General features: G+C 73.0%; 17 protein-coding genes. 6 read left to right on the plus strand and 11 right to left on the minus strand.

Annotated elements, in window-relative coordinates; translation table 11 throughout:
- The first annotated feature begins 6 nt into the window (after positions 1-6).
- Positions 7-888: a polysaccharide deacetylase family protein gene (locus BMW99_RS26935; protein ID WP_075017704.1), complete on the plus strand. Its 882-nt coding sequence runs from the start codon at positions 7-9 to the stop codon at positions 886-888.
- A 336-nt stretch (positions 889-1,224) separates the two neighbouring features.
- On the opposite strand, the gene BMW99_RS42270 is transcribed toward BMW99_RS26935, so the two are convergent.
- From BMW99_RS42270 to BMW99_RS26960, 5 genes are read right to left on the minus strand one after another with little or no spacing between them, the layout of a single operon-like run.
- Positions 1,225-1,617, minus strand: coding sequence for a Smr/MutS family protein (locus BMW99_RS42270; RefSeq protein WP_245791636.1), 393 nt, complete (start codon positions 1,615-1,617; stop codon positions 1,225-1,227).
- A gap of 36 nt (positions 1,618-1,653) precedes the next feature.
- Positions 1,654-4,041 (minus strand): beta-xylosidase/alpha-l-arabinosidase, encoded by a 2,388-nt coding sequence (locus BMW99_RS26945; RefSeq protein ID WP_069464589.1) that lies wholly within the window; start codon positions 4,039-4,041, stop codon positions 1,654-1,656.
- Positions 4,038-4,856: a carbohydrate ABC transporter permease gene (locus BMW99_RS26950; RefSeq protein ID WP_069464588.1), complete on the minus strand. Its 819-nt coding sequence runs from the start codon at positions 4,854-4,856 to the stop codon at positions 4,038-4,040. Before BMW99_RS26950 ends, BMW99_RS26945 begins: the two co-directional genes overlap by 4 nt.
- Positions 4,856-5,800 carry a carbohydrate ABC transporter permease gene (locus tag BMW99_RS26955; RefSeq protein ID WP_079138587.1) on the minus strand — a complete coding sequence of 315 codons (945 nt, stop codon included), beginning with the start codon at positions 5,798-5,800 and terminating at the stop codon, positions 4,856-4,858. The genes BMW99_RS26950 and BMW99_RS26955 overlap by 1 nt, the downstream gene beginning before the upstream one ends.
- A 14-nt stretch (positions 5,801-5,814) precedes the next feature.
- Positions 5,815-7,116, minus strand: a complete 1,302-nt coding sequence (locus BMW99_RS26960) for an ABC transporter substrate-binding protein (protein ID WP_069464587.1) — start codon at positions 7,114-7,116, stop codon at positions 5,815-5,817.
- Positions 7,117-7,259: 143 nt separating this feature from the next.
- Here BMW99_RS26960 and BMW99_RS26965 point away from each other — a divergent pair, with 143 nt between their 5' ends.
- On the plus strand, positions 7,260-8,276 hold the full coding sequence (locus BMW99_RS26965) for a LacI family DNA-binding transcriptional regulator (protein WP_069464586.1): 1,017 nt from the start codon (positions 7,260-7,262) through the stop codon (positions 8,274-8,276).
- Between the two features lie 98 nt (positions 8,277-8,374).
- Here the strand turns inward: BMW99_RS26965 and BMW99_RS26970 are convergent, their stop codons facing one another.
- Complete coding sequence (locus tag BMW99_RS26970) at positions 8,375-9,376, minus strand: zinc-binding alcohol dehydrogenase family protein (protein WP_218108433.1); 1,002 nt, start codon at positions 9,374-9,376, stop codon at positions 8,375-8,377.
- Positions 9,377-9,740: 364 nt separating this feature from the next.
- Here BMW99_RS26970 and BMW99_RS26975 point away from each other — a divergent pair, with 364 nt between their 5' ends.
- On the plus strand, positions 9,741-10,652 hold the full coding sequence (locus BMW99_RS26975; RefSeq protein WP_075017705.1) for a MurR/RpiR family transcriptional regulator: 912 nt from the start codon (positions 9,741-9,743) through the stop codon (positions 10,650-10,652).
- Positions 10,653-11,022: 370 nt separating this feature from the next.
- On the plus strand, positions 11,023-12,459 hold the full coding sequence (locus BMW99_RS26980; protein WP_069462306.1) for a hypothetical protein: 1,437 nt from the start codon (positions 11,023-11,025) through the stop codon (positions 12,457-12,459).
- 109 nt (positions 12,460-12,568) lie between these two features.
- Here the strand turns inward: BMW99_RS26980 and BMW99_RS26985 are convergent, their stop codons facing one another.
- Positions 12,569-15,760, minus strand: a complete 3,192-nt coding sequence (locus tag BMW99_RS26985) for a TIM-barrel domain-containing protein (protein ID WP_069462311.1) — start codon at positions 15,758-15,760, stop codon at positions 12,569-12,571.
- 537 nt (positions 15,761-16,297) lie between these two features.
- Between BMW99_RS26985 and BMW99_RS26990 the strand changes: the two genes are divergently transcribed.
- A complete protein-coding gene (locus tag BMW99_RS26990; protein WP_069462307.1) occupies positions 16,298-17,107 on the plus strand; it encodes a hypothetical protein in 810 nt (269 codons plus the stop codon).
- Positions 17,100-17,870, plus strand: coding sequence for a hypothetical protein (locus tag BMW99_RS26995; RefSeq protein WP_069462308.1), 771 nt, complete (start codon positions 17,100-17,102; stop codon positions 17,868-17,870). Before BMW99_RS26990 ends, BMW99_RS26995 begins: the two co-directional genes overlap by 8 nt.
- Before the next feature lie 60 nt (positions 17,871-17,930).
- Here the strand turns inward: BMW99_RS26995 and BMW99_RS27000 are convergent, their stop codons facing one another.
- The 4 genes from BMW99_RS27000 to BMW99_RS27015 form a co-directional block, all read right to left on the minus strand.
- The gene (locus tag BMW99_RS27000) at positions 17,931-18,479 is read right to left on the minus strand and encodes a YciI family protein (RefSeq protein WP_069462309.1); all 549 of its coding nucleotides are present in this window, start codon (positions 18,477-18,479) and stop codon (positions 17,931-17,933) included.
- A gap of 154 nt (positions 18,480-18,633) precedes the next feature.
- Positions 18,634-19,206 (minus strand): hypothetical protein, encoded by a 573-nt coding sequence (locus BMW99_RS27005; RefSeq protein ID WP_075017706.1) that lies wholly within the window; start codon positions 19,204-19,206, stop codon positions 18,634-18,636.
- Between the two features lie 79 nt (positions 19,207-19,285).
- Positions 19,286-20,695, minus strand: coding sequence for a S8/S53 family peptidase (locus tag BMW99_RS27010; RefSeq protein ID WP_143080568.1), 1,410 nt, complete (start codon positions 20,693-20,695; stop codon positions 19,286-19,288).
- A gap of 232 nt (positions 20,696-20,927) precedes the next feature.
- Positions 20,928-22,598 carry a hypothetical protein gene (locus BMW99_RS27015; RefSeq protein WP_218159316.1) on the minus strand — a complete coding sequence of 557 codons (1,671 nt, stop codon included), beginning with the start codon at positions 22,596-22,598 and terminating at the stop codon, positions 20,928-20,930.
- Between the last annotated feature and the right edge of the window lie 21 nt (positions 22,599-22,619).

Below are 22,619 nucleotides of genomic sequence, written 5' to 3' on the forward strand. Positions count from 1 at the left end.
GCGAGGATGTCGCTCAGCCGCCGCGTGGTGCTGGCTGCGGTGGGGGGAAGCGTGCTGGCCGGATGTGCGGGACCGGGGCACCCGGCAGGGACGGGCACGGGGGCGCCGGCCACCCCGCCGGGACGGGCCGGCGCGTCCGCCGCACCCACCCGGGGCGCGGGAGCACGGCGGCACGCGATCGCCGAACTGCCCGTCACCCGGGCGGAGATCGTCGCGCGGTACGGCCATCGCAGGCCGCGCAGCTGGGGGTTCGACGCTCCTGGTGTGCTGCGCACCCTGCCGGCCGGCAGCCCCCGGACGGCGCTGACGTTCGACGCGTGCGGCGGCCGGGGCGGCAGCGGCTACGACCAGGAACTCGTCGCGGTGCTGCGCCGGTACCGGACCCCGGCCACGCTGTTCCTCAACTCCCGCTGGATCGACGCGAATCCGGCGGTCTTCCGGCAGCTCGCGGCCGATCCGCTGTTCGAGATCGGCAACCACGGCACCAGGCACCGGCCGCTGTCGGTCTCCGGGCGCTCCGCGTACGGCATCGCCGGCACCCGCGACGCGGGCGAGGTCTTCGACGAGGTCGCGGGCAACCACCTCAAGCTGACCCGCTTGCTGGGCGCCCCGCCGCGGCACTTCCGGCCCGGCACCGCGTACTGCGACGACGTCGCCGCGCGGATCGTCGCCGACCTCGGCGAGCGGCCGGTGGCGTTCTCGGTCAACGGCGACGGCGGTGCCACCTTCACCCCGGCCGAGGTCCGCACCACCGTCGCGGCGGCGCCGCGCGGCGCGATCGTCATCTGCCACATGAACCACCCCGAGGGCGGCACCGCGGAGGGCATCGCCGCCGCCCTCCCCGGCATGCTCGCCGCCGGGCACCACTTCGCCCGCCTCTCCGGCTGACGGCCCCCGCAGCCGCGCCGGTCTCCGGCCGGACGGGGTCACGGCGAGAGCTGTGCCCAGGGCCCCCGCCGGACGAGGGGCCGGGTTCCGGCCGGGCAGCCGGGGCCTCCGGCCCGGCAGCGGGTGCCGGTCGGGGTGCCGGGTGCCCGGCGCCGCGGGTGTGGCGTGCGTGGGAGAGGGCTCGCTTTGGTGAAGGGGCCGCGGGGTCCGTCCCCGCGCACCCGCCGCCGGCGTTCGTGTGCGGCCCGACGGCTCCCCCCGCGGGCCGTTCGGCGGGCTTTCCGATCGTTCGGGGTGCGGCTCGTGCGGACCGCCCGCATACCGCGGCGGGCGCGGCTACTTCAGGCGCACCAGGACGCGGCCCGTGTTGGTCGCGTCCGTCTCGACGCGGAGGTAGAGCTTCTTGATGTGCTTCTGCGCGAGGAAGGCCAGCACGCGCTTCTTGAGCTGGCCGGTGCCCTTGCCGGGGATGATCTCGATGACGTCCTCGCCGGTGCGGGCCGCGCGGAAGAGGGTCTCGCGCAGCGCGAGGTCGATGTCGCGGTTGTTGCGGAAGATCGGGTGCAGGTCGAGCGTGATCAGGGCGATCGCCTCCGACGGGCCGGGTCCGGGCGGGGTCCGGTTGCAGCGTACGCCCCGCCCGGGGGCGTGCGCCCGGTCGTGCGGCCACCGGGGAACGGCCGGAGGCCGGGGACCCGCCTGACGGCGGATCCCCGGCCCGGGAGGCACGGGAGGCCTCGGGAGTGAGGGCCCTCGCCCTCCGGCTCAGGCGCGGCCGCCGCCCTGCCGGACCTCCGTGGCGAACTCCGCGTGCATGCGGCGCGTGTGGTCGACACGGCGGGCCGGGCCGGTGAGCGTGCAGCTGACCGTCAGCCGCAGGTCCGTCGACGACGCGCCGAGCCGCAGCTCCAGGTCGCCGGGCTCGACGACGCGATGGCCGTCGAGTCCGGTGAACGACGCGAGGTCGGCCGGCACGGCGAGCCGGACGCGGGCCGACTCGCCAGGGGCGAGGTCCACCCGCTGGTAGGCGACGAGCCGCTGCACCGGCTGGACCACCGAGGCGACCGGGTCGTGCAGGTACACCTGGACGACCTCGGTGCCCGCGCGCTCGCCGGTGTTGCGCACGGTGAACGCCATCCGCACCTCGCCGTCGGTCTCCACCTGCAGCGCCTCCACGTCCAGCGCGGTCCACTGGAACGTGGTGTACGACAGGCCGTGGCCGAACCCGAAGGCCGGGGTCGGGTCGATGTTGGAGACGTCGGTGACCTGCCCGAGGCGGGCCGCCAGATACGTGGTCGGCTGGACGCCGGGTCGGCGCGGGACGCTGACCGGCAGCCGGCCCGACGGGTTGACGCGGCCGCTGAGGATGCCGGCGATCGCCGCGGTCCCCTCCTCGCCGGGGAAGAACGACTGCACGATCGCGGCCGCCTCGCCGGCCGCCCGGCCGAGCGCGTACGGGCGCCCCGCCAGCAGCGTCACCACCACGGGCGTGCCCGTCTCCAGCAGGGTGTCCAGCAGGTGCTGCTGCACGCCGGGCAGCGCCAGCGACTCGGCGTCGCAGCCCTCGCCGCTGGTGCCGCGGCCGAACAGCCCGGCCCGGTCACCGAGCGCGAGCACGACCACGTCGGACGCGCGGGCCGCCGCCACCGCCTCGGCGAACCCGTCCGTGGCGAGGCCGTCGACGTCGCACCCCTCGGCCACGGTGATCTCGCTGCCGGGGAACTCGGCCGCCAGCACCTCGCGCAGCGTGGGCAGTTCGATGCCGATCGGCACCTCGGGGTGCTTCTCCCCGACGTGGACGGGGAACGCGTAGCAGCCCAGCACCGCGCTCGGACGGTCGCCGTTGGGGCCGATCAGCGCGATCCTCGCGGGCCGGTCCAGCGGCAGGACGCCGTCGTTGCGGAGCAGCACGACGCTCTGCTCGGCGACCTCCCGGGCCATCGCGCGGTTGCCCTCGGTGTCCAGGGACAGCGTGCCGCGCAGTTCCCCGGGGTCCTCGCCGGCGCCGGCCAGCGCGGACGGCACGGGGTCCCATCCGGCGTCGAGCAGGCCGAGTTGGGCCTTCTGCGTCAGGACGCGGTGCAGCGCGCGGTCCACCAGCGCCTCGTCGATCCTGCCGTCGGCGAGGGCCTTCAGCAGCGGCTCGCCGAAGGTCTTCACGGTCGGCAGCTCGACGTCCACGCCGGCGGCCAGCGCGGCGCCGGCCGCCTCGCCGAAGGTGCCGGCCACGCCGTGCAGGGTCTTGAGGAAGGCGATGCCGAAGTAGTCGGCGACGACGGTGCCCTCGAAGCCCCACGTCTCCCGGAGCAACCCGGTCAGCAGGCGCTCGTCGGCGGCGGAGGGCACGCCGTCGGTGTCGGTGTAGGCGTGCATCACCGAGCGCGCGCCGCTCTCGCGGACCGCCATCTCGAAGGGCAGCAGGATCACGTCGGCGCGCTCGCGGGTGCCCATGCCGACCGGCGCGAGGTTGCGGCCGGCGCGGGACGCGGAGTAGCCGGCGAAGTGCTTGAGGGTGGCGACGATCCCGGTGGACTCCAGCCCCTGGATGTAGGCGGTGCCCACGGTGCCGACCAGGTACGGGTCCTCGCCGATGGTCTCCTCGACGCGTCCCCAGCGGGCGTCGCGCACCACGTCGAGCACCGGGGCCAGGCCCTGGTGGACGCCGACCGCGCGCATGTCGCGGCCGATGCGCTCGGCCATGCCGCGGACGAGGCCGGGGTTGAAGGTGGCACCCCACGACAGCGGCACGGGGTAGGCGGTGGCGCCCCAGGTGGCGAAGCCGGCCAGGCACTCCTCGTGCGCCACCGCCGGTATGCCGAAACGGTTCGTCGCGGCGATCCTGCGCTGGGTGCGCACCAGCGAGAGCGCACCGAGCGCGGGGTCCACGGGGGCCGTGCCGAAGGACCGGGTGAGCTGTCCGAGGCCCTGCGGCAGCAGGTCCTCCAGGATGACCTCATCCTCCATCTCGTGCTGGTGCGGGGCGACCTCACCGCCCTCGGCGGACGCTCCCACCCACACCCCGAACAGCTGGGCGACCTTCTCCTGGAGGGTCATCTCCGCGATCAGCGCGGTCGCCCGGGCCTCGGGCCGCACGGCGGGATCGCGCCACGCGGCGGCAGCGGAATCTGTCTCTTCGACCACGGTGTCGGTCACTTTCCTCCGACGCCCATCAGCCCCTGGACCAGGGCACGGCGGGCGAACAGGTAGACGATGAAGATGGGCAGCATCGACAGCACGACCGCGGCCAGCAGGCCGGGGATGTCGATGCCGTGCTCGGTCTGGAAGTTGAAGAGGCCCAGCGTGATGACCTTCGACGAGTCGGACTGGGTCAGCACCAGCGGGAAGAGGAAGCCGTTCCAGGCCTGGAGCGCGGAGAAGACCACGATGGTCGACAGCCCGCCCTTGGACAGCGGCAGCACCAGCTGGAAGAACACCCGCGACGGCGAGGCGCCGTCCATCGCCATGGCCTCGTAGAGGTCGGACGTGATGTCGCGCATCACGCCGGTGAGCACCAGGGCGCAGACCGGCAGCGAGAAGGCCGCGGTCGGCAGGATCACGCCGATGAGGTTGTCGTAGAGGCCGGCCTTGCTGATCACGTAGAACATCGGCACGATCACGGCCTGGGCCGGGATGGCCAGGCCCAGCAGGAACAGCCGGAACACCCCGGTGGTGATCCGTCCGCGGCTGCGCACGATGGAGTACGACAGCGGCGGCACCACCAGCAGGACGATCACGACGACCGCGAGGGTGACCAGCACGGTGTTCAGGAAGAAGTGGCCGAAGCCGTTCGAGAAGTCCTGCGTGTAGTTGTCCAGCGTGAGGTGCTTCGGGAACGCCAGCGGGCCGTTCGCCGCGTAGTCCGAGCGGCTCTGCAGGGTGGCGGCCAGCATCACGTACAGCGGCAGGCCGATCAGGAACAGCCAGACCAGGGACCCGAGTCCCGCGAGGTAGTTGGGACGCCTCTTCATCACAGGCCCTCCGACGAGCTGCGCATCTTGTCGTAGCCGGAGACCTTGACCACGATGAGGGAGATGATCGTGGCGGCGAGCACGAGGACCAGGGCGATGGCCGAACCGCCGCCGAAGTCGAAGCTCTTGAAGGCCTGTTCGTACATGTAGTAGGCGCTGATGGTGGTGTCGGTGCCCGGGCCGCCCTGGGTCAGGATCAGCACGGTGTCGAACGTGGTCAGGCCGCCCACCACCATGAGGATCATCGAGGTGATCATGGTGTTGCGGAGCTGCGGCAGGGTGATGTGCCAGAACTGCCGGAACCTGCCGGCGCCGTCGATCTGCGCCGCCTGGTACAGCACTTGGGGGATGGCACGGGCCGCGCCCTGGTAGATCAGGGTGTGGAACGGCGTGTACTGCCAGGCGCCCACGAACACCAGCACCCCGATGGCGCTGGCCTGCTTGCCGAACAGGTTGCCGTCCCCGAACAGCCACTTGGCCTGTGCCGGCACACCGAAGTTCGGGTCGAGCAGGGCCCGCCACAGGATGGACACCGCGGTCGCCGACAGCAGCAGCGGCACGAAGTAGATGGCGGACAGGATCGCGCGGTTGCGCTGGCGGCCCGCCGCCCACACGCCGAGCAGGATGCTCAGCGGGGTCTGGACGGCGACGCCGAGGACCGTGATCAGCACGCTGAGCCAGAGGCTCTGGATCATCGTGTGGTCGTGGACCAGCGCCTTCCAGTTGTCCAGGCCGGCGTACTGGGGCGCGCCCAGGCCGTCCCAGCTCGTGAAGGACAGCACCGCGACCAGGATCAGCGGGAGGACGGCGAACAGGAGGAAGAACAGGGTGGCGGGCGCCGCCCAGGCAAAGCCTGGGCGGGCCACGGTGGGGCCGGACCGGCGAACGGACCGGCGCCTTGCCACCCTGAGCTCGGCGGAGTCAGCAGAGGTGGTGGTGGTCATGGTCGGTTCCCGGTTCAGGACGTCGGCAGGGCCTGCATGGCCTTGATGAATCCGTCGGCGTCGGTCTTGCCGTCGAAGAACTCCTGGACCGCGGTGTGCATGGCCTGGCTGGCCGTCTGCGGGTACGCCTGGTCCCACGAGAGCTGGAACGAGGGAGCCGCCTTGACCAGGTCGTACTGGAACTTCGAGTACGCCGGGCTGGCCGAGGTGTCCAGGAAGTTCTGGGTGTTCGTGGTGGTGGGCAGGTTGCCGATGGCCATCTGCGCCTTCACGAACTCGTCCGAGTACTGGAGCTTGAGGAACTGGGCCACCGCGTCCGGGTACTTGGTCTTCTTCAGCACCGAGTAGAAGTTGTTGGTGTTGCCGACGACGTCGTTCGGGTCGCCCGTGCCGCCGGTCACGGTCGGGAAGGCGGTGTAGCCGAGGCCCGTCTTGGCGAAGTCCGGGTTGTCCTGCTGCTGCTGCGAGTAGTACCAGGAGCCCATCAGCTCGAAGCCGGCCTTGGCCTGTGCGACGAGGGCGACGGAACCGCCGTCGGTGTACTTGACCGAGTCGAAGTTGCTGCCGAAGGCGCCGGCGTCGACCAGCTGCTTGAGCTGGGCCAGGGCCTTGCGGCTGTCCGCGCTGTCCCAGGCGGACTTGTCGCCGCCCATGGCCTTCTCGAACAGGCCCGGGCCCGCGATGCGGTCGTACATGTACTCGTACCACATCAGTGTCGGCCACTGGTCGCCGCCGCCGAGCGCGATCGGGGTGATGTGCTTGGCCTTGAGGACCTTGACCGCGTTGAGCAGGTCGTCCCAGGTCTTCGGCGCGGTGAGCCCCGCGTCCTGCAGGACCTTCTGGTTGTTGAAGAGCAGGACCGGCTGGGTGCCGCGCATCGGTATGCCGTACGACTTGCCGTCCACCACCGCGCTGTTGAACACGGACGGCAGGAAGTTGGACTTCAGGCCCGGGTCCTTGGCGATGAAGTCGTCGAGCGGCATGAGCAGGCCGGCCTTGACGAAGGGCGCGATGCTGCCGCCGCCCCAGTTGAAGAAGACGTCGGGCGCCTGCTTCGTGTTGATGATCGTCTGCAGCTTCTGCTGGTAGTCCGCACCGGGGATGGTCTGCAGGACCGCCTTGACCTTCGACGTCTTGTTGAACGTGTCGACGATCTGGGTTTCGACCTTGTTGCTCGCGTCACCGTAAACAAGAACCTTGAAGGTGCCGGAGCCGCCGCTGCCGGAGCTGCTGCCGCCGCAGGCGGCAAGGGACAGACCGAGTGCGAGGACCACGCTGCCAGCAGCGGCGCGGGAGAGCCAAGCGCGCTTCTTCATCGTCCAGCCTTTCCGAAAGTTTTCGGCCTCGTCGCCGAAATTTGCTGCGCGCTGTGACGCTAAGGTCCGGTCGTGGAGGGGTCAAGGGCCGCGGAGCGGGTTATCTAAGCGTTACCTGCAGGTGTGCCGTACGCTGCCGTCCCATGGATGACGAGCAGCGACCGGCCAAGGTGACCCTGGCTCAGATCGCCGAAACTGCGGGGGTCTCGGTTCCGACAGTTTCGAAGGTGCTCAACGGCAGACAGGACGTGGCGCCGCCCACCCGGCGGAAGATCGAACGACTGCTGGATGCGCACGGCTACCGCCGCACTTCGCGATCGGCCCCCGAAGCACCCCTGATCGAGATCGTGTTCCACGAGCTGGACGCGATCTGGGCGATGGAGCTGATACTCGGCGTCGAGAAGGTCGCCCGGGACAGCGGCGCCAGCGTCGTGCTCACCGAGAGCGGCACCCGCCACGCGCCAGGACCCGAATGGATCGAGGGCGTGCTGCGCCGCCGCCCGCTGGGCGTGATCCTGATGTTCTCCGCCCTCCCGCAGGAGTACAAGCAGCAGCTCAGAGCCCGTTCGATCCCGTTCGTGATCATCGACCCGGCCGGTGATCCGGAGCCCGACGTGCCCTCCGTCGGCTCGGCGAACTGGTCCGGCGGCCTCGCCGCCACCCGCCACCTCATCGAGTGCGGCCACCGGCGGATCGGGATCATCACCGGCCCCGAGGACATGATGTGCTCGCTGGCCCGGCTCGACGGGTTCCGCTCGGCGATGGCCACCGCCGGACTGGCCGTCGACCCGCGGCACATCGCGCACGGCGACTTCCACGTCGAGGGCGGCTACGACCTGGCCCTGGCCATGCTGCGCGGTCCCGGCCGGCCGACCGCGATCTTCGCCGGCAGCGACCTCCAGGCCATCGGCGTGCTGGAGGCGGCCAGCACCCTCGGCCTGCGCACGCCCGAGGACCTGTCGGTGGTCGGCTACGACGACGTCGCCGTCGCCAAGTGGTCACGGCCCGCGCTGACCACCGTGCACCAGCCGCTGCGGAAGATGGCCGAGGCGGCGTCCGAGATGCTGCTGCGGCTTCAGGCGGGGGTGGCCACCACGACCCGCATGGAACTCGCCACCAGCCTCGTGGTCAGGAAGAGCACCGCGCCGCCGGCCGCGTGAGCTCCACGGGTGCCGCGGTCCCGGCGCGGCCGCGCGTCACTCCGTGTCGGTCCGGTGCCTCGCTCCTGTACCTCGCCCCCGTGCCTCGCTGCGGGGCCTCAGTCCGGTCCGGACATGCGCAGCACCGCCGCGCCGTTGACCCGGTCCGCGGCCAGGTCGTCCAGCGCGGTCGCGGCCCGGGCGAACGGGTACACCGCCACCGTCGGCGTGACCCGGTGGCGGGCCGCCGCGGCCAGGAACTCCCGCCCGTCCTGGCGGGTGTTGGCCGTCACGCTGCGCACCGTCCGCTCCCGGAACAGATGGCGCCGGTAGTCCAGCGGCGGGATCGCGGACAGGTGGATGCCGGCGATGCTGAGCGTCCCGCCGCCGTCCAGCGCCTTCAGCACCACCGGCACCAGGTCCCCCGCGGGAGCGAAGAGGATCGCGGAGTCCAGCGACCCCGGCGGTGCGTCCCCCGAGTCCGCGGCCGAGGCGGCGCCCAGGTCCAGGGCGAGCTGCCGGGCCGCGGGGGCGCGGGTGTACACGTGCACCTCCGCGCCCTGGGCCAGGGCGAGCTGGGCCGTCAGGTGCGCGGAGCCGCCGAAACCGTAGACGCCCAGCCGCCCGCCCTCGGGCAGATCCGCGCGCCGCAGCGCCCGGTAGCCGATGATCCCCGCGCACAGCAGCGGCGCCAGCTGCTCGTCGGGGAAGCCGGTCGGCAGCGGGTACGCGTACGCCGCGGGCACCGTCGTGTACTCGGCGTAGCCGCCGTCGGCGTCCCAGCCGGTGTACGTCGAGTCCGGGCACAGGTTCTCCCGCCCGCTCGTGCAGTAGCGGCAGACCCCGCAGGTGGTGCGCAGCCACGGGACGCCGACGAGGGTGCCGGGCGGCAGCGCGCCGGCCTGCTCGCCGCCCGCCACCACGACGCCGACCGCCTCGTGCCCGGGCACCACCTGCTGCCGGTGCGGCGGCAGGTCCTGGTCGCGGACGTGCAGATCGGTGCGGCACACCCCGCACGCGCGCACCTCGACCAGCACCTCGTCCGCGGCCGGCTCCGGGACCGGCAGCTCCACGGGTTCGACCGTGCCCGGATGATCGGCACGGGCCACCCACGCCCGCATCGTCGCCGGAATCGCGTCGGCCATTGCGTCGCCTCCTCGTCCGCGGGCGGCGGTGCCGTGGGCGGCGGGCACCCGGGCTGTCCGTCCGACCGCTCCGTCCCCTGCACCTGCCCAGACGCCCGCCTCCCACACGGCGGTCCCGCGCGGCCCGAACCGGTGCCGGGTCGGCGTTGGATGAATGGTGGAATTGGTAGATCTGGTGCGATCTGAATGGCATAATCGCGCCACGCTCAGGCCGACGAGCACGGGGTGACGGCCGCCGGCCGCCGGCCGCCGGCCGCGGAGCTCGGGCCGGTGCGCGGGCCGGCGGGCACGGGCCGGCGGGCACGGGCCGACCACGTCACGAGGACCAGGGAGCAGCCGTATGGATGCGAAGGGCTTCGGCCACGGGGCAGCGCGGAGCGACGTCACCGCGCTGATCCGGGCCGAACTGCCGCGCCTGACCGGCTCGCTGCGCAAGGTGGCCGAACTGGTCCTCGCCGACCCGGGCTCGGTGATCGGCTGCTCGGCCGCGGAGCTCGGCCGGCGCACCGGCACGTCCCAGCCGACGGTCACCCGGTTCTGCCGCGCGGTGGGCCTCGACTCCTACCAGCACCTGCAGATCGAGCTGGCCCGCGAGGGGGCGCGCGGCGCGGAGTCCACCTGGGGCACCTCCGAGATCGGGCCGGACATCTCGCCCGACGACGACCTGGAGCGGGTCGTCAACGTCGTCGGCCAGGCGGACCTGGGCGCGGTCCAGCGCACGCTGGAGACCGTCGACCTCGCGGCCCTGGAGCGCGCCGCCCAGGCCGTGGCCCGCGCGCGGCGGATCGACGTGTACGGCGTCGGCGGCAGCGGAGCGGTCGCGGTGGAGACCGAGCTGCGGCTCTTCGGCATCGGTTGCGCGGTGCGCGGATGGAACGAGGTGCACGCCGCGACCACGTCCGCGGCGCTGCTCACCCCGGCCGACGCGGCGATCGGCATCTCCCACTCCGGCTCGACGCGGGAGACCATCGAGCCCTTCGAACTGGCCGGGGAACGCGGCGCCACCACGGTGGCGATCACCGCCGACCCCAGGTCGCCGCTGGCCCGCGCGGCCGAGATCCGGCTCATCGCCACGACCGGCGAGACCAGCTTCCGCTCGGGTAGTATCGGCGCCCGCCACTCGGTCCTGGTGCTCATCGACTGCCTCTACGTGCGCGTGGCCCAGCTGACCTACCCCCGCGCGAGCGCCTCCATGGCCCTGACCGGCCACATCCCCGCCCGCCACATCACCAAGCCCCGCCGCCCCCGTTGACACCCGCCCGCAGGGGGCGCGGGGAACCGCGCGCTCGGCCGGGGCGAACGGTGGCGCAGGCATCGCACCGTCATGGGGCCACGGCGCGCCCCGTCCTCCTGCGGGCAACCGCACTCTGCATGATTCATTCATCAACCGTGCGCACCATGGTTGTTTGAATCACCACCGTCTGCGAGCATGTGTGCGGCCCGCCCGCGGCGGCCCGGGCCGCGGAAGCCCCACGGGGCTCCGCCCCTCGCCGCCGGACTGCGCGCACCCCGGTGCGCTTCGCACCGCCTCGCCGATGCCCCACACGCCGGCGTCCCTGATCGGATCTGAAGTCGCAAGCCACCCCTCGTCGTTCAGGCATACCCAACGATCGGAGTAGGCCATGTCAGAGCAGATTCCCCCGACTTCCGGCTCACCGCGCCCGCTGAACCGCCGCACGCTGCTGCAGGCGGCCGGGCTGGGTGCCGGGGCGCTCGCCGCCGGCGGGCTGGCCGCCGGCCGCGCGGCGGCCGCCGCACCCGGCTCGGCGCCCACCGGGGCGGTACCCGCGTCCGCGTCCGGATCCGCGCCCGCGTCCTCCGCGGTGAGCAGTGCGGACCTGCCGCTCACCGGTGGGCCGGACTTCCCGATCGGCCTGTTCTGGCCGCCGCACCCGTTCGAGACCACGCCGGCGCGCTACCAGGAGATCAGCGACGCCGGGTTCACCTTCCTGATCACCGGCAACTACCAGTTCGACGAGCAGAGCGGCGGCTGGGCGCTGAAGATGGCCGACCAGACCGGTCTGAAGGTGCTGATCGCCGGCGACCCGCGCATCGAGGCGATCGCGCACTACATGTCGGTCACCGACGACCGCAGCGTGCCGTCCTCGCTGACCACGGCCGACGCGACCTCCTGGGTCCAGGCGGCGCTGGGCAGTTACGCCAACCACCCCTCGCTCGCCGGGTTCAACGTCTTCGACGAGCCCGCCCAGTCGCGGTTCCCGACGGTGGGCGCGCTGACCGGCATCGTGCGCCGGCTGGCGCCGGACCTGATGCCGTACTCCAATCTCTGGCCGGGCAACGGTGCCGGCTACGCGGCGTTCGTGCAGGCGTACATCGACACCGTGCAGCCGCCGCTGATCTCCTTCGACCGCTACCCGATCCTCAGCGACGGCATCGACCTCAACTACTTCGACAACTGGGCGATCTTCCGCGACGCGTCGCTCAGGTCGGGGCTGCCGGCGTGGACCTACATCCAGTCCGTGGGCTACAACGGCCACCGGGTGCCGACCGCGTCGCAACTGGCCTGGCAGGTCAACATCAGCCTCGCCTACGGCTGCAAGGGCATCCAGTACTTCACCTACTGGACGCCGGACCCGGCACGCGGCGAGGGCTTCACCGGGGCCCTGATCGACGTCGAGGGCAAGCGCACCCCGCTCTACGGCGCGGCGCGGGCGCTCAACCGCCACTGGGTGCAGCCGGTCGGCCGTCAACTCAAGCCGCTGGTCTCGGAGTCCGTGCAGCACGCCAACGACACGCCGCTGCCGCCGAGCGCGGTGGCCTTCACGCCCGGCGATCACCTCACCTCGGCCACGGGCGGCGCCGCCGTGCTGGGGCTCTTCAGGGCCGCGCAGGACGACGGCACGCGCTACCTGCTGGTCGCCAACCGCGACCCCGACGCCGCCGCAACCGTTCAGGTGGGCACCAACGCGGCGAACGTGGCGGCGGTCTCCCGCTTCGTGCCGTCCGACGGCGGCTACCGCGCGGTGGGCGACCCGGCCGTCCTGAACGTTCCGCTGGATGCGGGCGGCGCCGTGCTGTACCGCCTGTCGCCGAGCTGACCCGCGGCCGGAGGATCCCGGCCGCAGCCCGGCCGGACGGCGGAAGGGGCCCGTGCGCGGGATGCGCACGGGCCCCTTCCGTTCCGGTCGCCCGGCATGGGGCGGCCGCTCAGCGGAAGGTGAGCGTCACCCCGCGGTGCGGGTTGCGCGGCGGGAGCGTGACGGTCAGCGTCCGCGTCGCCGCGTCGTAGCGGTAGTCGTCCGGCGACAGTTCGCCGCCGCCCGCCGAGACGGACGCCGGGGCGTCGGCGCCGACCAGCGCGACGGTCCAGCGCCGTGACGTGACCTGCCCCTCGAAGCCCCCGGAGGCCGCGCCGATGGTCAGCGTGGACCCGGCGGCGCTCTGCCGGTACCGGATCGCGGTCGTGGCGCTGTGGCCAGGGCCCGTCGCCGGCTTCCCGTCGTCCTCGTACAGCGTCGTCCCACCGCTCGCGCCCGCGGTGACGGTCAGCGTGGCCTGCGTCAGCGGCGCCTTGTCCTGCGCCGCGGCGTTGACGGTGCGGGTCGGGACGACCGCGCCCGCCCGGACGAACACCGGCATCGTGTCCAGGCCCGAGGTGATGGTCTGGGTGGTGCCCCCGGCGTACGTCTTCCCGGTGAAGTAGTCGGTCCACTGGGTGCCCGGCGGGAACCACACCGACGTGCTCGCCGTGGTGCCGGGCGTCGTGACCGGCGCGACCAGCATGTCCGGGCCGTAGAAGTACTCGCTGCCGGCGGTCGTGTACGCCTGCGCCTCGTCCGGGTACTCCAGGTACATCGGCCGCGTGACCGGCACACCGGTGGCGTTGGCCTGCTGGGCCAGCGAGTAGGTGTACGGCACCAGGTTCTCGCGCAGGTTGAGGAACGCGTCGGCGGAGGCGCGGGCCGCCGTCCCGTACTGCCAGGGCAGCCGGTCGCTGTGGTTGCTGTGCAGCCGGTCGATCGGCTGGAAGGTGCCCAACTGGACCCAGCGGGCGTACATGTCGTCGGGCAGCTTGTGGGTGTGCTGCGTGGTGCCGCCGGAGGTGTACGTCTCCGAACCGGTCAGCCCCGTCGTGTCGTTGTGGCCGCCGATGTCGTGGCTGATCGCCGACATGCCGGTGGCGGCCGCCTCGCCCGGCGTGTAGCCGACCTCGGCCTTGATCGTGCCCCACGTGGAGGAGGTGTCGCCGGTGAAGTGGATCGTGGTGCGCTTGTCGGCCCAGGGGCCGGTGGGCAGCCCCGCCTGGCCGCTGTACCCGCCGGCCTGCAGCGACCCGTAGGCCCGCGAGATCACGAAGCCGCGGCCGACGGCCTGGTCGGCGTCGGTGGCGTACTGCTGGTTGATCCACGCGTCGGGGGTCACGCCCGGCAGCGAGGACTGGGAGCTGTCGCAGCACCAGTCCAGCCACCAGAAGTCGTTGCCCTGCTGGTCCATCGTCTGGTGCAGGTCCATGTACGCCTTGAGCTGGTCGGGGTCGCCCCAGTCGAAGGTGTAGCAGTCGCCCGAGCAACCGCCCTTCTGCAGCTTGCCCTTGGCCGTCGCCTGCGCCTGCGCGAACTGCGGGTCGGAGGCGAGGATGCTCGGGTGGATGTTGAGGGTGTCGTGCAGCCCCTGTGCGTGCGCCCAGGCGAAGAACGCCTTCGGGTCGGGGAACTTGCCCGGGTCGATCTCCCAGCCGTTCCAGGTGTCCGGCGACTTGAAGTCGGTGTCGGTCACCAGCACGTCCAGCGGCACGCCTTCGGCGCGGAACGCGGGCAGGATCGTGTTCTCGTAGTCGGCGGCCGTGCGGTCGAAGTACTCCGAGTACCAGACGCCGTAGGCCCACTCGGGCAGCAGCTCCGCCGGGCCGGTGAGCTTCGCCAGGTCGGACAGGCCCTGCTTGTAGTCGTGGCCGTAGCCGAAGACGTAGCCGTCCTGGTACGGCGTGCCGCCCGTGGTGCGCTGGGTGACGTGGCGGGTGCCGGTGTCGTACAGCGCGGAGGTGGTGTCGTCGAGCAGGTACCAGCCGTCCTTGTAGAGCAGGCCGGGTGTGGTCACCGGGGAGCCGTTGTCGCCGTTGACCCCGTCCAGGCTGCGCCGGTAGCCGCCGAGCGCGAGGTGCGGCTGCGGGGCCGCCGCACCCGCGTCCGTCACCGCGAGGGTGTCGAGGTTGATGTGGCAGCTCGCCGCGTCCGGGCAGCTGAGCGTCACGTCGTCCGCGCCCGCGGTGAGGTCCACCGGCACCGACGCGGTCTGCCAGGTGTCCCAACCGCCCGTCGCCGGCAGCGCGAGGGTGCGGCTGGTGCCGCCCGCGGTCACCGTCGCGGTCCGGGTCTGGTTCAGGCCGTCCCCGCCCAGCGCGTTGGCGTACCGGACCTGCAGCGCGTACGTCCCGTCGGCGGGCACGCCCACCAGGTGGGCCGACATGCTCGACCCCTGGTTCAGCTCGGCGACGAACCCGGCGCCGGAGTAACCGCCGTGGTCGGTCGCCGACTTCGCGGAACCCGTCACGCGCGCGGCCTCAGCCTCGCAGCTCACGCCGTAGCGGCAGTCCGTGATCGCGGTGGTCGAGGTGGCCGGGAAGGCCGCGCCCGGGGTGACCACGGCGACGCTGTCGACGTTGACGTTGCCGGAGTCCGCCGCGGTCCTGGCCAGCTTGAGGGTGTGGTGGCCGGCGCTCAGCTGCACCGAACTCGTCGCCAGGCTCCAGGAGTTCCAGTCGCCGGTGGACGGCAGGCTCACGGTGCGGGGGGCGCCGCCGTCCACGGTCAGCGTCAGGCTGCGCGTCGTGTTCTGCCCGTCGCCGCCCTGGGCGTTGGCGTAGCGCGTGTCGAACTGGTAGGTCCCGGCGGCCGGGACGTCGACGCCCGCCGACATCGACGCGCCCGCCCCCTGGAAGCCGGCCACGAAGCCGGAACCGGTGTAGCCGGTGTGGTCGGTGGCCACGCTCACGCCGCTGACGGGCAGTTGCTCGGCCTCGCACAGCGCGCCCACCGAGCAGGTCAGCTCCTGCCACGGCGTCGCGGTCACCGGCGATCCGCCGGCCGTCAGCCGTACCGACAGGTTCTGCGCGGAGAACGGGCCCGAACCCACCTGGTACCGCAGGGTCATCGCGGACGTGGTGACCGTCAGCCAGCCGTCGGAAGTGCTCGTGGTGTAGGACGGCGGCGAGAAGCCGTCGCGGCCGATCGCGTTGAACGTCGCGGCGTCGGTGAACTGCCCGCTCTGCGCGTACTCGGTGCGGATGAGGGTGGGGGACAGGACCTCGAAGCGCGCGTTGCCGGACGTCACCGTCCGGCCCTGCGGGTGGGCGGTGGCGGAGGACGCCGCCGACACCTGTCCCGCGCCGCCCAGGGTCATGGCCGCGAGGCTGCCGACGACGGCGACCGTCGCCATGCGCCGCCGCAGGGCCCGCCCCGCACGCGCGGCTGGACTTCTTCTCACGGACAACTCCGTTCTGAAGCAGGGCCGTCCGGCCCCGGCGTGAGTCGTGCTGGTACTGGTACTGGTGCTGCTCGTGCTGGGGCGCCGGCCGCGACCCGCCCGCGGCCTTTCCATCGTTGTACAAGGCGCCCGTGGCATGACAACACACGCCCTGACGGCTGTCCATGAGTGCGGCGAGAAAACGTTGTCATCGGTGCGGGTGCCCGTCCGTGCCCGCGCGGGTCCCGGCCACCGCCACCACCGCCCCGGGACGCGGGCGCGCCGCGCTGACCTGCGGCGGAGTCCGCGTCCTGCGAGCGTCCGCGAGCGGGTCCCGGCTGCCTGTGCTGTACTGGCCGGGTGGATCGCAAGCACCCTCTCGTGGGGTTCACGCGCCCTGGCCGGACCGGAGCGGCGGCCCCCGATGACCTACGCGCCCGGCAGGCGGAACTGACGCGGGAGCGCGTCCGCCTCATGATCAAGATCACCGCGCGGGCCGGCGCGTACCGCAGGGGCCTGGTGGCCGCGGCGAGCAGGCTCAGCCCCGAAGAGGCGTCCATCCTGTCGGACCTGGAACAGCACGGACTCCAGGTCCCGCAGCTGCACGACGTCCTGTGCGGCGGCCACGTGCTGGTCGACGACCCCGTGCTCTACGACACGTGGAACTTCCCCAAGGTCAGCCGGCAGCGGATCTCCAGCCACCACCGCGACATCGACAAGAAGCGGTACCCCGACATCGGCATGCACGGGCACGTGGTCCGGGAGAAGCTGCACGGCCGCACCGCGCAGGGCACCTGGGTGCAGCTGGAGAAGACCCCCGCCGCCTTCGGCTCGCGCAAGCTGCCCGGTCCCGACGACGTGAAGCACCTGTGGGACTACGTCGTCTACCGGGTCACCCGCAGCAACGTCGGCCCCTGGGGCCTGTCGCGGATGACCGAGCGGCGTCCCATGTACCTCGCGCCGGTGCTGTCCATGGACACCTCCCTGACGCCGCCGGTCGCCCGGTCGCTGACCGCCGCGCTGCGGCGCATCGAGGAGGACGACGACACGACCGCGGTGTCCCGGGACCTCGCGGCCCGCTTCGCGCCCCCCGACCGCCAGGACCTGGCCGGCGAGCTGGGCCAGGCGCTCACCCGGCACGGCGGGCGCGGGCTGTTCGGCAACTCCGAGGTGTGGGTCACCGAGACGCCGTCGCGGATCGCCGCGGACGTGCTCGGCACGGCGCTGCGCCCACCCGGCCGGGAGTCGTGGCCCCTGCGGACGGAAGGCAGCAGCGATGAGTGACGAGCAGCACGCCCACGGACCCGGGTCCATGAACCCCGGCGAGGCCACGCTCCCCGAGGGGCTGGTGTCCGCCGTGGTCCATCTCGTCAACACCGGACCGGTGCTCCTCGGCGCCTACACGATCGCCGAACTCACCGCGGTCGACGCCATCGTGGACTTCCTGGAGGCCCGCCCCTCGGACGAGGTGCTGGCCGAGGCGGTCCGGTCGCTCGCGGCCCGCGAGCTGCTGCTCGCCGGGTCCTCCAGCGAGCAGGTGCAGGTGCGCGGGGACCTCGGGATCGCCGTGGCGTTCCAGCAGCGCGCCCGCATGGTGCTGGACGCCCGGGCCACCGGCACCGAGTCCGGTGAGCCGTGGCGGATCCTGCTGCTCCCGCAGCCCGAGCGGATCTGCATGATGGTGCGCATCGACGCCCTCGGCGTCCACCAGATCGGCCTCTACACCATGGACCACGCCCTGGAGATGCTCACCGAGTGGCTCCCCAAGGGCTCCTCCCCGGACGGCGGGGGCGAGGTGGACGGGGACGCCCTCCTGTCCGGCGCCGAGCGCTCGGCGCTGGTCACCGTCACCCAGTACACGGCCCAGGGCTCCGCGGAGATCGCCGGCGAGAGCACCGACCTCGTGCTGGTCCGCACCGACGGCCGCCTCCACATCCTGACCCGCGACCCGGATGCCCCCGAGCGCCTGGTGCGCACCGGCGAGCAGGGCCGCGACGCGGTCCGCGACCGCGTCACCGGGCTGCTGACGAGGGTGCCGGTCGCCTGACGCCGATGCTGACGCGGGTGCCGTCGCCTGACGCCGCCGCTCACACCAGTCGCGCGGCCGTCACTGCCGGCCGCCGAACTGCCAGGCGTGGACCTCCACCTCGGCGTACGCGCCGGTCGTCAGCACGGCGCGCGCGGTCTCCGGGTCCGCGGCGCGGAGCAGCGCGGCGGTTCCGAGCCAGGCGGTGCCGTCGTCGGACAGCAGCGGGCCGTAGGCGATCAACTCGTCCTGCCGGCCCGGCAGTTCCAGATCGGCGCCTCGGCCCTCGCCGAGGCCCAGGACCAGGAACCGGTCACCGCCCGAGCGGCCGCCGCCGAAGTCCCACATGGTGCGGCCCAGCAGGTTCCGCCAGCGGCGCACCATGACGTCCCGGAACACCCCGGCCTGGTAGCAGGGTTCCTCGAACGCGAAGGTCCGCGCCGCGGCGGGACCGGCGACGTCCACGATGTGCACGCTGCCCGTCGGCAGGTCCCGGTCGCCGTCGAGCGTCGGCCCGCGCGCGATCATGCCGTCCGCGAACCGGTCCATGTAGGACCAGTGCTCCTCCAGCAGCGCGTCGCGCAGGTCCACGGAGCCGGGCCGGTCGCGGTGATAGCAGAAGAACTCCATGCCGTACCTCTACCACCACTCCCGCGCCCGGGGCGCACGGGTTTTCGCCACGGGCGCGGGAGGTGAGGAGCCGGCCGGCCCTGCCGCTGGAGCGCGAACGCGCCCTGGCAGGGCCGGTGTCGTGCGGTGTCCTCGTGCGGCGACGGGCGGCTCGTCAGTAGGCCTCTTCGCCCTCGCCGAGCCCGATGCCGGTGGTCCAGGAGGTGAAGGAGACGCCCGACTTGTAGATGTCGCTCACGCCGGGGACGGCGAAGTAGGTGCTGCGGGAGGTGCGATCGGGCATGGACAGCGTCAGCGTGCTGACGTGGATGGTGTCCTCGGTCGTGTCGGGGGCGCTGTAGATCGCGGTCGTGTGCAGGGGCGAGTCCGGGCGGAGGACGAGCGTGCCGCCGCGGCCGTTGACCGAGACCGGGATCGGCCTGGCCGTGCCGGCGGGACCGGCGACGGTGATCAGCGGGGTGTCCTTGAGGGTGCACGTGATGCCGTCGTGGGCGAGCAGCGTCACGTCGAAGCTGCGCCGGCTCAGCCCGGCGGTGAGGCCGCCGAAGTAGAACGACACGTCGTCCATGGTGCAGGGGCGCACGGTGGGTGCGCCGGAACGGGGCTGTGCGGCGGGCCGGCCGCCGGCCGTCCCGCTGCCGATGGTGGCGCCGGCCACGGCCGAGGCGCCGAGCAGGAGTGCCGCGGCCGCCGCGCCGACGGTCGCCGCCCGGAGGGTGAATCGCATGACGTACCTCTTCACATCGCGAAGTCGTGAGGTCCCGGAACCGGGGGACGGGACCGGGTTGTTGGGCGATCGCCGGGTGTCAGAAGGCGCCGAGGCCGTGCGGGACGCCGCGGCCGGTGGGCCCGTCCCAGCCGGGGCCGGCGGTGCACAGCGCGGGGCTGACACCGGGGTAGGAGGCGCACTGGTGGTAGGCCTCGTTGTCGCCGCTCACGATGTCGGTGAAGTCGGCGGCGGGGGCGCGGTAGAGGCCCTTCGGCCCGTCGACCGCGGACTGGTGCCCGGCGCGGGCGTAGAGCCCGGCCACGTACGGCGCGGACGCGCTCGTGCCGCCGATCACCAGCCAGTCGCCGGGCTCACCGGTGCTGGGCGCGTAGGTGTCGCGGACCGCCACGCCCGTGGCGGGGTCGGCGTCGGCGGAGACGTCGGCCGCGGCCCGGTGGCCGCCGCAGGCCGCCGTGACCGCGGCGGGCTGGCCGGTCGCGGCGGGGAACGCGGTCTCGCAGCCGCTCCCGGCCGCGTACCAGGCGGTCCGCGCACCGCTCGCGGGCAGGGTGATGCCGCCGACGCTGATCACGGACGGCAGATCGGACGGCCACGACTGGTGGATGCCGCCGTTGAAGCCCTCGTCGCCGGTGGAGGCGGTGATGGCCACGCCCCGGTGGTCGAAGGCGGACGCACGGCTGCCGTGGGTGTTCTGGACGTCCGCGGTGTAGCCGTAGCTGATGCTCACGGCCGAGGCGCCCGCGGCCACGGCGGTGCCGGCCGCGCGGGCGAAGTCCCCGGTGGAGACGTCGTTGTCGTCCTGGGCGTCCTGCCACGGGACGGACACCTCCAGGAGCCGGCACGACGGGCAGGCCGCGGAGGCCATGTCCAGGTCGAGCGCGGTCTCGGCGGCGACCTGCTCCTCCACCCAGGCCCCCTGGGCCCCCTTCTGCGGGGCGGGCTGCCGGCCGCCGGTGTAGTCCTCGAGCGTCAGGCACCCGGAGGCCGTGGTGCAGGCGGGCAGCCCGAACGTCCTGCGGTACACCGTGAGGTCCTTCTCCAGCGTCGGGTACACGCCCGCGTCGATGATCGCGATGGTCCGGTCGGAGGTGGAGACGGCGGGCAGCCCGTACGCGGCCTGCAGGTCGGCGGGGCCGTAGCCGTCGGGTGCGGCGGAACGCAGCGGTGTGCGGCTGCCGGTGGACTCGGTGACGATCCGGGCGTGGCAGCGCGGGCACACCTGCTGCGAGCCGTGGTGCCGCAACAGCGTCCCGCCGAGCACCTCCTGGCGCACCTGGGCGGTGGTCTCTCCCGAACTCGCCTTCCCCGCGGGCGTGGTGACGGCGACGGGCGGTGCGCCCGGCGGCGTCGTGTCGGCGATCGCCGACGGCGAGCCGGCGCCGGCCGCCGTCAGCAGCGAGGCCGTCAGCAGGGTGACGGCCGCCGGTGCGGCCGCCCGTCGGATCACGGGCGCCGCGCTGATCCTCATCCGCCCTCGTCGTCTCATGTGCTCTCCGTCCCGGACCTCGGGTGTGCGGCTCCCCGGGGCGGACCCCGGGAGGCTCCTGACGGATACTCGACGCCGCACACGAGAGGCCGGTTGTGTGGCGTGGGTCACACAAGTGGCGGGCGGGTGCCGGGTGTTCACGGTGCGGGTGTCCCGTGGTCCGTGCGGGGGGAGAGCCGGCGGGCGCGAGCGCGTGGTGGCGTGCGCCCGCCGGACGGCGGGGCCGGGTGGGTCAGCGGCCGGTGCCGGGGGTGCCCGGGGTGGCGGACACGCCGCGCAGGACGTCGCCCGCGGCGGCCGTCTCGAGCGTCGTGAACGACTCGCCGGCGGGCCGGCTCGTGGCCGCGACGTCGTCGGTGACGGTGACCAGCTTGTTCGGGTCGGCGCCGTAGTCGGAGACGCCGCCGACGGAGGTGGTCACGCCGTAGAGGCTGACCGTGCCGTCGGCGTTGACCCTGCCGGTGAAGTTGCGGATGCCGTCGACGGCCGGGGTCCACGGGGTGCCGGTGACCGGGTTGGTGCCGGTGGGCAGGCCCGGGACGGTGTAGGGGACGCCCAGGCCGAGCCCGGCGTTGAGCGTGTAGTCGTAGGTCCAGGTGCCACCGACCAGCGACCACTTCTGGATGCCGGCGAGGTTCTGGGCCGCGGCCGCGGTGAAGGCGCCGTCGCCGTAGGAGTCGTCGCCGTTGCCCGCGTCGCCGACGTACATCGTGGTGGCGTCGGCGAACCAGATCGCGCCGAGGCTGGAGGTGTTGGCCGGGGTGCCGGTGTCCGGGGTCTTGATCGACTTGGCGAGCGCCGTCGGGAACCCGGCCAGGACGCACATGTTGGAGGCGGGCCGGCCGGTCTCGGCGTCGAACGCGTCGGCCGTGGTCGGCAGGGGTGCGCCGGGTGCGGGCGTGCCGACGCCGTTCGGGCAGGCGGTGCCGGTGGTGTCGACGAAGTAGACGGTGTTGACGCCGTTGCTGCCGGAACCCTTGGTGTAGTAGAGGACGCCGTCGTGGAACGCGACACCCGCGAAGTTGGTGTCCTTGCCGAGCTTGTCCGCCTTGGTGTTCCCGGGCAGTTGGGTCACGCTGAACCCGCCGGCCGGGGTCGGTTGGCCGGGCTCCTGGGCCTGCTCCGGGGTGTGGGCCGGGACGACCAGCTGGGCGCCGGTGCCGTAGATCGTGCCGGGGACGGCCGTGCCGTCGCCGTTGTTGGAGTTGCCCGCCGTGTAGTACCGGCCGGTCGAGTCGTCGAGCACGGCCGCGCGGCCGTTGTCGCCGCTGTAGGCGTTGGTCTCGGTGACGGTGAACTTGCCGTTGGCGTCGAGCTCGGCCACCGCCCGGTAGACCGACTGGGCGTCGGGGTTGGTCGGGTCGAACACGCCAGGGGTGTTGCTGTTGGAGGCGTCGAGGGTGTTCGCCGGCGCGACGTAGCCCATGAACGTGACGGCGTCGCCGCCGGTGGACAGGTTGAGCGCGAGTTCCGACTTCGAGGAGAAGCTGCCCGTCAGGAGGTCGTGCCCGCGGCTGGACGCGCCCGGGGTCCCGTCGGGGACCGCGAGGGAGGTGACGGCGGTGCCGGAGGGAGTGATCTGGTCGAGGTGGACGGGCGCGCTGACGCCGAAGTTCGCGTCGACCGAGACGTTGTCCCACACGTGCGCGAACGAGCCGTCCGCGACGGCGACGGCACCGGTCGGCAGCACGGTCGCGCCGGGCGTGATCATCGAGGGGGTACCGGTGTAGTGGACCCGGCTGACCAGCAGGTCGCCGGGAATCAGGGCCGTCTTGCCGCCGGCGGCGGCCTGTGCGGAGCCGCCGGACGCGCACACCGCGCAGGCGACGAGCGCCATCGAGACCGCGGTCCCGAGGGCGCCGCGCCGGGCCGGGCCCGCGGTGCGGCTGGAACGGTCGGACATGAGGTTCTCCCTTGCGCTGGC

The organism is Actinacidiphila rubida (genome assembly GCF_900110255.1).
GTDB lineage: Bacteria > Actinomycetota > Actinomycetes > Streptomycetales > Streptomycetaceae > Actinacidiphila > Actinacidiphila rubida.

What these genes read in the sequence shown, in the direction of transcription:
- BMW99_RS26965 (WP_069464586.1), top strand. Translation starts at nt 7,260, where the DNA reads ATGGATGACGAGCAGCGACCGGCCAAGGTGACCCTGGCTCAGATCGCC.
- BMW99_RS26960 (WP_069464587.1), bottom strand. Translation starts at nt 7,116, where the DNA reads ATGAAGAAGCGCGCTTGGCTCTCCCGCGCCGCTGCTGGCAGCGTGGTC.
- BMW99_RS26975 (WP_075017705.1), top strand. Translation starts at nt 9,741, where the DNA reads ATGGATGCGAAGGGCTTCGGCCACGGGGCAGCGCGGAGCGACGTCACC.
- BMW99_RS26995 (WP_069462308.1), top strand. Translation starts at nt 17,100, where the DNA reads ATGAGTGACGAGCAGCACGCCCACGGACCCGGGTCCATGAACCCCGGC.
- BMW99_RS26970 (WP_218108433.1), bottom strand. Translation starts at nt 9,376, where the DNA reads ATGCGGGCGTGGGTGGCCCGTGCCGATCATCCGGGCACGGTCGAACCC.
- BMW99_RS26950 (WP_069464588.1), bottom strand. Translation starts at nt 4,856, where the DNA reads ATGAAGAGGCGTCCCAACTACCTCGCGGGACTCGGGTCCCTGGTCTGG.
- BMW99_RS27010 (WP_143080568.1), bottom strand. Translation starts at nt 20,695, where the DNA reads ATGAGACGACGAGGGCGGATGAGGATCAGCGCGGCGCCCGTGATCCGA.
- BMW99_RS26980 (WP_069462306.1), top strand. Translation starts at nt 11,023, where the DNA reads ATGTCAGAGCAGATTCCCCCGACTTCCGGCTCACCGCGCCCGCTGAAC.
- BMW99_RS27015 (WP_218159316.1), bottom strand. Translation starts at nt 22,598, where the DNA reads ATGTCCGACCGTTCCAGCCGCACCGCGGGCCCGGCCCGGCGCGGCGCC.
- BMW99_RS26935 (WP_075017704.1), top strand. Translation starts at nt 7, where the DNA reads ATGTCGCTCAGCCGCCGCGTGGTGCTGGCTGCGGTGGGGGGAAGCGTG.
- BMW99_RS27000 (WP_069462309.1), bottom strand. Translation starts at nt 18,479, where the DNA reads ATGGAGTTCTTCTGCTATCACCGCGACCGGCCCGGCTCCGTGGACCTG.
- BMW99_RS27005 (WP_075017706.1), bottom strand. Translation starts at nt 19,206, where the DNA reads ATGCGATTCACCCTCCGGGCGGCGACCGTCGGCGCGGCGGCCGCGGCA.
- BMW99_RS26955 (WP_079138587.1), bottom strand. Translation starts at nt 5,800, where the DNA reads ATGACCACCACCACCTCTGCTGACTCCGCCGAGCTCAGGGTGGCAAGG.
- BMW99_RS26985 (WP_069462311.1), bottom strand. Translation starts at nt 15,760, where the DNA reads ATGACCCTGGGCGGCGCGGGACAGGTGTCGGCGGCGTCCTCCGCCACC.
- BMW99_RS26990 (WP_069462307.1), top strand. Translation starts at nt 16,298, where the DNA reads ATGATCAAGATCACCGCGCGGGCCGGCGCGTACCGCAGGGGCCTGGTG.